The sequence below is a fragment of the Blattabacterium cuenoti genome, assembly GCF_014252075.1.
Lineage (GTDB): Bacteria > Bacteroidota > Bacteroidia > Flavobacteriales > Blattabacteriaceae > Blattabacterium > Blattabacterium cuenoti_AC.
The window spans coordinates 59,258-72,155 of sequence record NZ_CP059209.1; the positions used below are offsets into that span (position 1 = coordinate 59,258).

Sequence of the window (12,898 nt, forward strand, 5' to 3'; positions counted from 1 at the left end):
TTATTCAAATATGTTTTTCTTTAATCCAATTAATAAGATCTTTATAATTTAGACTATTTAAAGTATGTCCAGATTCATATTCTTTGTAATGTAAAGAAAGTATTTTCTTTTTCTTAAGAAACTTTAATCCTCTTTTTGTCCAACTCAAAGGAATTACTGTATCATATTTTCCATGAGATATAAAAAATTCTAAATGAGTATAAATATTTGGATTCATTTCTTCTGTCAAAAGACTATTTTCTAAATATCCACTTAAAGCGATTACTTTTTTTATTTTATTAGGTTTTTTTAAGGCTATGGCATAGCTTAAAATAGCGCCTTGACTAAACCCACATAACCAAACTTTATTTTCTTTTAATTGATACTCTTGAATAGCTTCATCTATAAAAAAAGATATTTTTTCAATAGTTTTTTGTGCTTGTAAAATATTAATAAATTTTTTTTCATTAGAAAAATCAATATCATACCAAGAATATTTATCTATTCCAATGGAATAAATTCCTTGAATGCTAATTATGAAAAAGTTTTCAGGAAGATCTTTTTCGAAAGAAAAAAGATCTCTTTCATTGCTTCCATACCCGTGAATCATCAAAAAAAGAGCAGTTTCATTTTCATTATTCGGTTTTTTTATAATATGTTTAATAGAAAGTTGATTTTTTAAAAGCATAAAATATTTTATTTTTTATTCATTTTATATACTGTTCCATTTTCTATTTTTAGTTTCTCATCAGCCATGTCTGCTAATTGCATATTGTGAGTAACAATTAAAAAAGTTTGTTTTAGTTTCTTTCTCAAGAAAAAAAAATTATGTAATTTATCTGCATTTTTTTTATCTAAATTTCCAGAAGGTTCATCTGCGAAAATAATTTTAGGATTATTAATTAAAGCTCTTGCTACAGATAATCTTTGTTTTTGTCCTCCAGATAGTTCTTCTGGTTTTGAATCTTCATATTTAGAAAGATTTAATTGATTTAATAAATTTTTAGCTTTTCTTTTTACATCATTTTTATTTCTTCTGTTTATAAATCCAGGTAAACAAATGTTTTCTAATGCAGTAAATTCAGGAAGAAGTTGAGGGGTTTGAAAAACAAAACCTATTGTTTGATTTCTTAAAATAGAAAGATCTTTGTCTGAAAGAGACAAGACTTCTTTTCCATTTATTTTTAGAACAGTTTTTATTTTTTTCTTTAGAGTAGGTTTTTCCAATGTTCCTAATATATGTAACAATGTACTTTTTCCTGATCCAGATTCACCCAAAATACACACCATATTTCCTTCTTTCACAAAAAGATTCACTCCTTTGATTACTTCTTCTTTTCCAAAAGATTTATAAATATTTTCAGCATGAATCATTTTTTCGTAAATTTAAAACTCTGTTAAAGATTCTTAAAAAATCCTTCATTAAACCAAATCAACAAGTTAAATAAACATTTCAAAAATAAGCGAATTTTAGTTTAAATTTACTTGTAAATAAAATTATTTTCAATGAATTTACATGAATACCAAGGTAGAGAAATATTGAATTCTTTTTCAATTCAGGTTCCATATGGAATACTCGCTTCTTCTCCAGAAAAAGCTGTGGAAGCAGCAAAAATTATTTTTAAAAGAACTGAAAAAAAATCTTTGGTGATTAAAGCCCAAATACATGCGGGGGGACGTGGAAAAGCTGGTGGTATTCAAATAGCGAAAACTCTAGATGAAGTTTATGAAAAATCGAAAAATCTCTTAGGAAAATTCTTAGTCACGCCACAAACTTCTAAAAAAGGAAAATTAGTTAGAAAAATTTTGTTATCTGAAGATATCTATTCTTACGAGTTAAAACCTCCTAGAGAATATTATCTGTCTATATTACTTAATCGTGACATAGAAAAAAATATGATAATCTATTCCAAAGAAGGAGGTGTCGATATAGAGGATCTTTCAAAAAAAAAACCAGATAAAATCTATAAAGAAAAAATAGATCCAATATTGGGATTGCAATTATTTCAAACTAGAAAAATTGCTTTTAATCTGGGAATGAATAACGATTCATTAAAAAATTTTAGTTTTTTTTTAATTTCTCTTTATAAAGTTTATAAAAATTGCGATGCATTACTTTTAGAAATTAATCCTTTAATAAAAACATTTAATAAAAAAATTATTCCTGTAGATATAAAAATTGTATTAGATGATAACGCTTTGTTTCGTCATAAAAAATATGCCATGATGAATGATCAAGAAAATATTGATATACTTGAAAAAGAGGCAACTAAATCTAAGTTAAATTTTTTGAAATTGGAAGGAAATGTAGGATGTATGGTTAATGGAGCGGGGTTAGCTATGGCAACTATGGATATGATTAAATTTTGTGGTGGAGAACCAGCTAACTTTTTAGATATAGGAGGATCTGCAGATAAAGAACGTGTAGAAAAAGCTTTTCATCTTATATTAAAGGACAAATCTGTTAAAACAATATTGATCAATATATTTGGTGGGATAGTCCGTTGTGATACAGTAGCGAAAGGAATAATTAGTTCATATTCTAAAATTGATCATGATATTAAAATTCCGGTGGTTGTTCGTTTACAAGGAACAAATGAGAAAATAGCAAAAAAAATGCTTAAAAATAGTTTATTGCCTATTTATTCGACAGATACATTGAAAGATGCTGCTGATAAAATTCAGGAAATTTTGCAGAGAGATGCTTATGAATAAAGTTTTTTATGATAAAATTGTATTAGCTGATAAATACAAACCATTAAGATGGAATGATTTGGTAGGACAAGAGAAGATTTCTTTTAGTTTAAAAAAAGCAATGCAAGAAAAACGTTTATCTAAAATTTTATTTTTTTTTGGACCAAAAGGAGTAGGAAAAAATACATGTGCACATATTTTAGCTAATGAATTGAATTCTTTTTCCTCATTAGAAGAGATTTCTTTAAATAGGTTTGAGATTAATGGTTTTTTTCATTCCTCCTTAGAAGATATTTATAAAATTATTCATAAATCTCGCTCTTTCCCTAAAAAGGGAAATTACAACATATTTATTATAAATGATATAGATAGATTTTCTAGAGATTTTTTTGATTTTTTTTTGAGATTTATAGAAGAAAAAAATCCGCATATATTATTTATTTTTTGCGGAACAAAAGAAAAAATAGTTCCAGAATTTATTCTATCACGTTGTCAAATTTTTGAATTTGAAATAATTTCTGTAAAAGACATTTTTTTTCATTTAAAAATGATAGCTGAAAAAGAAAACATAGAAATAGAAAATGAATCTTTATTGATTATTTCTAAGCATGTAAAAGGATCTCTTAGCAAAGCTATTCATTTATTTGATAGATTCATATCATATAATGGAAAAAAAATACAAAAATGTTTTATCATGAATAAATTGGGAATAATTGATATCAAGTACTATTTTAAAATAGTAGATAATCTTTTGGATAAAAATGTTTATAAAACATTGAAACTGTTCAATAAAATTTTTCAAAAAAAAATTGAATCTTATAATCTGGTAGTAGGTTTAACTAAACATTTCAGAAATTTACTTTTTTCTAAAAATTATGAAACAATTTCTATTTTAAAATTTAAAAAGGAAATTATACAATCTTATATTGAACAATCAGAAAAAATATCTTTCTTTTTTTTAATTCATGCTTTGAGTGTTTTCCATCGTTTGGAAAAAGAATACAAATTAAACAATCAAAATTTCAGATTGACAGTAGAAATACAATTAATTCAATTGGCACATTTCTTTTCTATTCACAAAAAAAAACATGAAAATTCTCTAATAGAAAAAGAGAATAAAGAATTTTTCTCTTATAAAGAGAATGAAAAAATTCATTTTTTACAAAAAAATTGGATTGAATTTGTACAAAAATTTTCAGAAAAGATAGATCCTATTTATTTGGATTTTTTGAAAGATGAAACACAATTTCAAGTCATAAAAAATAAAATATTTTTTATAATTCCTTGTAAACTGGAAAATAGAGATTTTTTATTAATTCAAACCAATTTTGAAAAATTTTTCAAAAGAAAGTTAAATAATCCACATTTGGAATTTAAAATCATAAAAAAAGATTCAAAAGAATATCCAATTCCAATAGAACAGTACAATTTTTTATCTCAAAAAAATAAATTGGTAGAAACATTAATAAAACGATTGAATTTAAAAATATCTTCTTCAACAATACAAGAAGAAAAAAAACTTTTATAATTAAAAAGCTTTATGTTAAAATTTTTTTGAAAAATTTCTATTCATTTTCTAAAAAATCAGAAAATTGATAAGATGTTTTATATTTTTTATGAACACTAAACACTTTTAATCATTTTAATTTATGATTCATTATTACTCGTCAAACAGTAGAAAAAAAATTTTTTTCTCTTCTGCTTATTCAGATGAAGATATTGAAAATGATAGTTCTACTTCTTCTTACGGTTCTGGAGGAAGTGGAAGTGGAACAGGTTCCGGTTATTATGGAGGAAGTTCAATCAGAAGCAAAACTCCTGTTTTGGATAATTTTGGTAGAGATTTGAATGCTATGGCGATGAAAGGAAAACTAGATCCTGTAGTAGGGAGAAATAAAGAAGTAGAACGGGTATCTCAAATATTAAGTAGAAGGAAAAAAAATAATCCTTTACTTATAGGAGAACCTGGAGTAGGTAAATCCGCCATAGCTGAAGGGTTAGCGCTACGTATTGTGCAAAAAAAAGTTTCTAGAGTATTATACAATAAAAGAGTAGTCGTTTTGGATTTAGCCAGTTTAGTTGCTGGAACTAAATATAGAGGACAATTTGAAGAAAGAATGAAGGCTATTATAAATGAATCAGAAAAAAATTCAGATTTAATTCTTTTTATAGATGAAATTCACACCATGATTGGCGCAGGTGGGACCACTGGATCATTAGATGCGTCTAATATATTTAAACCTGCTTTAGCAAGAGGAGACATTCAATGTATTGGTGCTACCACGTTAAACGAATATAGACAATATATAGAAAAAGATGGAGCTTTAGAACGAAGATTTCAGAAAATTATAGTACAACCTTCTTCTGAAGAAGAGACTATAGAAATTTTAAGAAAAATAAAAGGAAAATATGAAAGTCATCACAATGTTCTTTACACCGAAGAAGCAATAAAAGCTTGCGTTTCCCTTACTGTACGATATATTGTAGATCGTTATTTGCCAGATAAAGCAATTGATGCTTTAGATGAATCAGGATCTCGCGTTCATATCAAAAATATAAAAGTTCCACAAGAAATAGTTCTTTTAGAAAAAGAATTGGAAAATATTCGTGAAGAAAAATCCAAAGTAGTAAAAAGTCAAAAATACGAAGAAGCTGCACGATTACGTGATACGGAAAAACGTATAGAAAAACAATTAATCAAAGCCCAAAAAGAGTGGGAAGAATCTTCTAAGGAAAATAAAGAAATCGTCTCCGAAGAAAATGTTGAAGAAGTGGTCTCTATGATGAGTGGGGTCCCAGCAAACAAAATAGCTCAAGCTGAAATGAAGAAGTTAAATAAAATGATAAATATATTAAAAGAAAAAATAGTAGGACAAAATGAAGCTGTAGAAAAAATAGTGAGAGCGGTTCAAAGAAACCGAACTGGATTAAAAGATCCTAATTCACCTATAGGTTCTTTCATATTTTTAGGACAAACAGGTGTTGGAAAAACTTATTTAGCAAAAATTTTTGCAAAAGAACTATTTGATTCAGAAGAATCATTAATCCGTTTAGATATGAGTGAATATATGGAAAAGTTCTCTGTTTCTAGGTTAATAGGAGCTCCACCAGGTTATGTTGGCTATGAAGAGGGAGGACAATTAACAGAAATTATACGTCGTAGACCTTATTCTGTCATATTATTAGATGAAATAGAAAAAGCACATCATGAAGTCTTTAATATTTTGTTGCAAATTTTAGATTACGGATGTGTAACAGATAGTATTGGGAGAAAAATAAATTTTAAAAATACCGTAATTATTTTTACCTCAAATACAGGAACACAGCAATTAAAAGAATTTGGTCAAGGAATTGGATTTCATACTCAAGCAAGAAAATCAAATAACTATATTAAAAATGTGTTAGAACAAGCTTTAAAAAAAACTTTTTCTCCAGAATTTTTAAATAGAATAGATGATTTTATCATCTTTAATACTCTAACACAAGAAGATTTATATAAAATTACTCATATAGAATTAGAAAAAATAATACTTCATGTTTCCAATCTTGGGTATCAATTAATATTACTTCCTGAAGTAAAAGACTTTATTAAAAATAAAGGATTTGATCATGAATACGGAGCTCGTCCTTTAAAAAGAGTAATAGAAAAATTTATTAAAAATCCTATATCAGAATGTATAATTAGTGAAAAATTAAAAAAAGGAAATCAAATATTATTAAGAATGAATGAAAAAAACAACGATGTGAAAGTTACTATTCAATAAATATGAATACTAATAAAAAAACAAAAGTAATTGAAAAAATATTAGATTCTTTATATCCAAATCCAATTAGTACTTTATATTATATCAATGAATATACTTTACTCATTGCTGTTGTTCTTACTGCAAAAAGTAAAGAAAAGAAAGTAAACGAAATAACAAAACATTTATTTAAAAAGATTCAAACTCCTAAAGATGTAATTCATCTTTCTATTGAAGAAATAAAAAATTTTATAAAAAATATAGGACTTCATAATAAAAAATCTAAAAACATTTATGATTTATCTACTATTTTAATAAATAAATACAATAGTATTATTCCTAAAAATATTTCCGAATTAAAATTTTTACCTGGAGTAGGACATAAAACAGCATCTGTTTTTTTATCTTATGTATCAAACATTCCTGTATTTCCTGTAGACACTCATGTCCATAGGATGATGTATCGTTGGAAATTAAGTGATGGAAAAAGTGTTCAAAAAACGGAAAAAGATGCTAAACGTATCTTCAATAAAGTAAAATGGAGAAAATTACATCTTCAAATTATTTTTTATGCCAAAGAATACTCCCCTTCTCAAAGTTGGGATGTCAATAAGGATATTATTTATCAAGAATTATTAAGAAAAAATTTGTTCTAATTTTGATTAGAAAGGTAAATCATCAAAATCATCAGAAGATAAAGATGGAGATATAGCAGAAGTCTTTTTTGAAGAATCTGAAGAATAATCTTCTATTTTCCATCCTTGGATAGAATTAAAATACTTAATAATTCCTTCAGGATTCGTCCATTCTCTTCCACGAAGATTGACAAAAACTTTTATTTTATCTTTTGGTCTTATATTTTCTAATAAGTCAGCTTTATCTTGAACAAATTCAATTAATATATTTTGAGGATATGGTTCTTCAGTAGTGATAACTATTTCTCTTTTTCGAAATCCACTTTCAAATTTCTGAACTTCAAATAGTTTTTTAACTTTTCCTATAATTTCCATGAAGTTTTATAATTTATTTTTTTTGCTATTGTTTTTCTTTTTAAGTGTTTCTCCAATTTGATTAGAAATATTAAATGATGTGATCATATTATTCAACATTTCACTAGCTGATCCTGGTGAATTAGGCAATAAAATTAAATTTGTGTTACTCCCTTCTCCCATGGCTTGAAGAGTATCATAATGTTGAGTAACCACAATTAAAGCAGAAGCTTCTTGTGAATTTATTCCTACATTATTCAATACTTCAACAGATTCGAGTATTCCTCTAGCTATTTCTCTACGTTGATCTGCCGTTCCTATTCCTTGTAATTTTTTACTTTCAGCTTCTGCCTTAGCTTTAGCAACAATTTTAATTCTTTCAGCTTCTGCTTTATACTCAGCTGCCACTTTTTCTCTTTCAGCTGTGTTGATCCGATTCATAGCTTGTTTCACTTGTTCGTCTGGATCAAGATCTGTAACTAACGCTTTAATAATGGAATATCCATAATCTAACATAGATCCTTCTAATTCCCCTTTTACTGCAAGAGCAATGTTATCTTTCCTCTCAAAAACATCATCCAGGCGCATTTTTGGGACTTCAGCTCTAACAACATCAAATATATAAGAAGTAATTTGAGCATGAGAATTATCTAATTTATAAAAGGCTTCGTATACTTTCTCTTTAATCACTTTAAATTGAACTGATATTTTTACTTTTACAAAAACATTATCTTTAGTTTTAGTGTCTACTAAAATATCTAATTGTTGAATTTTCAAAGTGAGTTTTCCTACTATATGATCTAAAATAGGAATTTTAAAATTTAATCCAGCATAACGGATACTATGAAATTTTCCCATTCTTTCAATAATAGATGCAGTTTCTTGATTAACTATAAAAATGAAACTAGAAAAAAGAGATAAAATTAAAAGAGTTAATATTCCATAAAATAATAAACTAAAAATACTCATACTTAAAAAATTTATAATAAACCTAATTCTAAACGAGCTTCTTCACTCATAAACTCTCTACTCCAAGGAGGATCAAATGTTAAAACTACATCTACATTTTTTATTTCTTTTAAAGATTCAATTTTGTTTTTGACTTCCATAGGCAAACTCTCTACCACTGGACAATTTGGAGTAGTTAAAGTCATTACTATTTTAACCTCTTTTTCACGAGAAACTTGAATATCATAAATAAGACCTAATTCATAAATATCTACCGGAATTTCCGGATCATATATACTTTTCAACACGGAAACAATACGATTCTCTAAGAAATGATCTTGACTCATTTTTCATTTTTTTTTAAAACAAATCCAAATTGATCAAAATAACGAATAGGATAACCTAGCTTCTTTATATTGGGCAATATATCATCAGCTTTTCCTACAATTATAATTCGTCCATTCTTAATAGAAAAAAATTTATTACTTGATTTAAGTATTTGATCTTCAGTAACTGATTGTACTTTTTTTAAGTAATTTCTATAAAATCCATTCGGAAGATTATTTTTTAATTCACAAATAAAAAGATCACTAATTCTGTTTGGATCTTCTAAATCAAGAATGAATTGTCCACTTATTTCTTTTTTCTTAATATTCAATTCTTCATAAGAAACTTTATCCTTTTTTATTCTTACAATTTCTTTTAAAATATCTTTTATAGCTTTTTCTGTTACTTCATTTCTAACCTGAGTATAAACTGAAAAATAACCGATATTTTTATCGGATTTTAAAATAGAATAAGCTCCATATGTATAAGCCTTTTTTTCTCTAAGATCTAAAAATAAACGACTTTGAGGTCCTCCACCTAGAATTCCGTTTGCTAATATAGAAGAAAAATATGAAGAATCACTTTTTTTTAAACAAATAGGACCACCGAAACAAATAGTGGATTGTGTAAGAGATGGAAGATCTACTATATCTATTTCTGTTTCAGAAGGAATAACATATTCTTCTTTAAGAAATTCATCCGAATATGACTTTCTCTCCCATTTAGAAAAATAAAGATCACAGAATTTTTTCGCTTCTTTTTTAGAAATATCTCCTACAAAAGAAAGATAAGATATATTTGGAATATAATATTTTTCGTATAATTTTTTTAAATCATCAAGAGTTATATTTTTAATAGTATCATAAGTTTCATACTCTCCATAAGGATGATCTTTTCCAAAGTATAAAACATTTCGAACACGTTGTAAAATAGAATTAGGATCTTTTTCTGAAATATGAAGATCTGTAATTCTTTGTTTTATTATTTTTTCTAATTCCTTAGAGTTATCAAATCTACTATTCATTAAAATGTCACTCACAATGTAAACGGATTTATTCAAATGTTTTTTTAAAGTAGAAATAGATATTTCAAAAAAAGAAGTATATAAATTAGATCCTATATAATCAATCATTTCATCTAATTCTTCCTTGGAATGATTCTTTGTTCCAGAACGAAGCATTTGACCAAACACTTTTTTTATTCCAGCTTTATCTTTTTCTAAAAAAGGTTGACAATCAAATTCTAAACCAACTCTAACTAAAGGAAGTTTATGATTCTCTACAATCATAACTTTCAATCCATTTTTCATTTGAAAAAATTCAGGTTTTTCAATATTGATACTAATTTTTCTTTTTAAAGACTTAGGGGGAATGTTACGATTAACAGTATTAGCAAACATAATTGTTGTATAAAAAAAAATTGTTGCAATAAGAATAATTTTTTTTAAAATTTTATTTGTTTTCTGGAACATTGTATAAACGAACTCTATTGTTTTTATTTAAATACTTGTTAGCTACTCTTTTGATATCTTTTACAGTTATTTCACGATATTTATCGATGTCTGTATTAATTAAATTTGCATTTTTGTAATATAAATAATAATGAGATAAATTTTCAGCGATTCCACTCATGGAAGAATTATCAAATAGAAATCTTTTTTCAAAAAAGTTCCTCTGTTTTTCTAATTCATATTCTGTTATTCCTTTTTCCTTAAGGAGATCTATCTCTTCATCTATAATTTTAGTTAGTTTATCTAAAGTAATTCCAGGATTAATAAGTCCGTATATAATAAACATTCCATAGTCTTCCATTGTGTCAAAAAAAGAACCTGCATAAGAAGCCATTTGTTTTGAATTAACAATATTTTTCATGATTCGAGAGCTTTCTCCAGAAGATAATACGTGATCTATTATTTTCAATACATAAGAATCCTTATTTGTCATTTTTGGAACTCTATAGGACAAAAATACTCCAGGGACCTTAGTGTTTTTATCCACATATGTAGAAAATATTTCTTCTTTAATAGGTTCTTCTTCTATTCTTTTCATTCTAAAATCCATTTTCCCTTTTGGAATAGTAGAAAAATATTCCCTGATTAATTTTCTTGCTTCATTCATGTCGAAGTCCCCCGACACAACTAAAACTGCATTATTTGGAACATAATATGTTTTATAAAATTCCTTATAATCATTTTCTGTAGCTGTATCTAAATCTTTTTCGAATCCAATAACGGGATATCTATATGGGTGTTTTTTGAATAATAAAGAAGGAATCACTTCCGAAAAGGCTTTCACATATGGCTGATTTTCTACACGCATCTTTTTTTCTTCTTTTACCACTTCTCTTTGAACATTAATGCTTTCTTCATCCACTTTAGCATGAAGCATCCTTTCCGACTCTAACCATAAAGCCAATGGAAGTCTATCAGATGGCAATACTTCATAGTAACAAGTTTCATCATGGTTTGTATAAGCGTTGTTCTTTCCCCCATTAGATGCTATGTACTTAAAAAATTCTCCTTTTTTAATATTTTTAGACCCTTCGAACATAAGATGTTCAAAAAAATGAGCGAACCCAGATTTTCCGGGAGTTTCATTTTTGCTTCCTACATGATATAAAACAGAAACAGAAACTAAGGGATTTGTATTATCTTGATGCAAAAGAACATGCAATCCATTTGACAATTTTTCTTCTAAAAAATTGATTTTATACAAATCCTTATACTCTTTGGAGTTTAAGTTTAAATGATTAAACATCGTAGCTAACATTAAGAATAAAAAATAAATCCTGTACATGAAACAAAGTTAAAGATTAACAAAAGAAATTTACAAATTTTTTTTTCCAAAAAATGGAATTTTTTTCTTTTATTCTATTTTTGTTAAATAATACAATCGTATGAATTTGTTTATTTGTATGAAAAAAACTTTATTTTCTATTTTCATTTTGTCTTTTTCTTTATTAAGAGCAGAAGAGATCCAAGGAAATGCTGAAAAAGGAGCAGAACTTTTTAAAAAAAACTGCACAGCATGTCATTCTATGGATTTAGAAAAAAAAATGATAGGTCCAGCTTTATCTAACGTAACCAAAAAAAGAAGTCGTGAATGGTTACATAAATGGATTATAAATAATAGATCTTTGAGAGAAAGTGGAGACAAAGAAGCTCTAGCTATTTACAAAGAATATGGAAATTTGGAAATGAATTTGTTTCCTCAACTTTCTAATGAACAAGTAGATGATATTTTATTTTTTATTCAAAATCCAGATTCAATAAAAAAAAAAGAAAAAATAGAAAGTCATGATAAAAGCCGTGAAAGTGAAATAGAAGAAAAACAATTTTTAATCAAATTGATTGCTTTTTGTTTTAGCATTCTATCTTTAATCTTGCTTTGGATTTTATACAGAATATACCTTTTAACCAATTTATTGAGTGAAACAAAAGATCCCGTTTTCTACAAGAAAGATTTTATTATAAAAATTTTATACAAGAAAATTTTAGGGAAAAAAAAGATAAGATGGAGATTACTATCTTGTTTTGTAGGTTTTTTATTTATTCTAGGAATATATGGAACTTGGAATTTTTTAATGAAAATAGATGTAAATAAAGGGTATACCCCTGAACAACCGATCTATTTTTCTCATAAAATTCACTCTGGAATTAATGGAATTGATTGTCAATATTGTCATTCTTCTGCAAAATATGGGAAAGTATCCGGAATCCCTTCAGCAAATATCTGCATGAATTGTCATATCACTATTGATGAATATAAAGGGGAATATTTAGAAAAAGGAAAAAATAGAGATGAATACAATCAGGAAATACAAAAAATATATCACTCTATAGGATGGAATCCGGAAACTAGGGAATATTCTAAAAAAACGAATCCTATTCAATGGATTCGCATACATAATATGCCAGATTTCGTTTATTTTGATCATTCTCAGCATGTTATAAATGGAGAAAAAATGATAAAAAAACTTAAAAAAGTCAATTTAGTTTGTAATGCTTGTCATGGAGAAGTTCAAAAAATGGATCAAGTAGAAATGTCTAATGATTTTACTATGGAATGGTGCATTTCTTGTCATAGAAATATAGAAATAGATATAAACAATCAATATTATAAAAATTATTTTTCTAATGATATAAAAAAAGGAAAAAAAATAACTGTAGACATGGTTGGTGGAACAGAATGTGCTAAATGTCATTATTGAAAAATAAAT

The 12,898-nt window shown here is 26.4% G+C and carries 12 protein-coding genes; 5 read left to right on the plus strand and 7 right to left on the minus strand.

The window, feature by feature from the left end; translation table 11 throughout:
• Positions 1–4 precede the first annotated feature (4 nt).
• Both H0H47_RS00240 and H0H47_RS00245 read right to left on the minus strand, forming a co-directional pair.
• Positions 5–667: an alpha/beta hydrolase gene (locus H0H47_RS00240; RefSeq protein WP_185866056.1), complete on the minus strand. Its 663-nt coding sequence runs from the start codon at positions 665–667 to the stop codon at positions 5–7.
• Positions 668–675: 8 nt separating this feature from the next.
• A complete protein-coding gene (locus tag H0H47_RS00245; RefSeq protein ID WP_185866057.1) occupies positions 676–1,353 on the minus strand; it encodes an ABC transporter ATP-binding protein in 678 nt (225 codons plus the stop codon).
• A 132-nt stretch (positions 1,354–1,485) separates the two neighbouring features.
• Between H0H47_RS00245 and sucC the strand changes: the two genes are divergently transcribed.
• From sucC to H0H47_RS00265, 4 genes are all read left to right on the plus strand, one after another.
• A complete protein-coding gene (gene sucC / locus H0H47_RS00250; protein WP_185866058.1) occupies positions 1,486–2,694 on the plus strand; it encodes an ADP-forming succinate--CoA ligase subunit beta in 1,209 nt (402 codons plus the stop codon).
• Positions 2,687–4,201 (plus strand): AAA family ATPase, encoded by a 1,515-nt coding sequence (locus H0H47_RS00255; protein ID WP_185866059.1) that lies wholly within the window; start codon positions 2,687–2,689, stop codon positions 4,199–4,201. Before sucC ends, H0H47_RS00255 begins: the two co-directional genes overlap by 8 nt.
• Positions 4,202–4,322: 121 nt before the next feature.
• On the plus strand, positions 4,323–6,437 hold the full coding sequence (locus tag H0H47_RS00260; RefSeq protein ID WP_185866060.1) for an ATP-dependent Clp protease ATP-binding subunit: 2,115 nt from the start codon (positions 4,323–4,325) through the stop codon (positions 6,435–6,437).
• Between the two features lie 2 nt (positions 6,438–6,439).
• Positions 6,440–7,072 (plus strand): endonuclease III domain-containing protein, encoded by a 633-nt coding sequence (locus tag H0H47_RS00265; protein ID WP_185866061.1) that lies wholly within the window; start codon positions 6,440–6,442, stop codon positions 7,070–7,072.
• A gap of 6 nt (positions 7,073–7,078) precedes the next feature.
• On the opposite strand, the gene H0H47_RS00270 is transcribed toward H0H47_RS00265, so the two are convergent.
• The 5 genes from H0H47_RS00270 to H0H47_RS00290 are packed head-to-tail and all read right to left on the minus strand — an operon-like array spanning position 7,079 to position 11,448.
• Positions 7,079–7,426 (minus strand): DUF3127 domain-containing protein, encoded by a 348-nt coding sequence (locus tag H0H47_RS00270; protein WP_185866062.1) that lies wholly within the window; start codon positions 7,424–7,426, stop codon positions 7,079–7,081.
• 6 nt (positions 7,427–7,432) lie between these two features.
• The gene (locus tag H0H47_RS00275) at positions 7,433–8,374 is read right to left on the minus strand and encodes an SPFH domain-containing protein (RefSeq protein ID WP_185866063.1); all 942 of its coding nucleotides are present in this window, start codon (positions 8,372–8,374) and stop codon (positions 7,433–7,435) included.
• Between the two features lie 11 nt (positions 8,375–8,385).
• Complete coding sequence (locus H0H47_RS00280) at positions 8,386–8,700, minus strand: iron-sulfur cluster assembly protein (protein ID WP_185866064.1); 315 nt, start codon at positions 8,698–8,700, stop codon at positions 8,386–8,388.
• A complete protein-coding gene (locus tag H0H47_RS00285; protein ID WP_185866065.1) occupies positions 8,697–10,151 on the minus strand; it encodes a M16 family metallopeptidase in 1,455 nt (484 codons plus the stop codon). Before H0H47_RS00285 ends, H0H47_RS00280 begins: the two co-directional genes overlap by 4 nt.
• Complete coding sequence (locus H0H47_RS00290; protein WP_238785090.1) at positions 10,132–11,448, minus strand: M16 family metallopeptidase; 1,317 nt, start codon at positions 11,446–11,448, stop codon at positions 10,132–10,134. The genes H0H47_RS00285 and H0H47_RS00290 overlap by 20 nt, the downstream gene beginning before the upstream one ends.
• A gap of 145 nt (positions 11,449–11,593) precedes the next feature.
• Here H0H47_RS00290 and H0H47_RS00295 point away from each other — a divergent pair, with 145 nt between their 5' ends.
• Complete coding sequence (locus H0H47_RS00295; protein WP_185866067.1) at positions 11,594–12,889, plus strand: c-type cytochrome; 1,296 nt, start codon at positions 11,594–11,596, stop codon at positions 12,887–12,889.
• Positions 12,890–12,898: the final 9 nt, after the last annotated feature.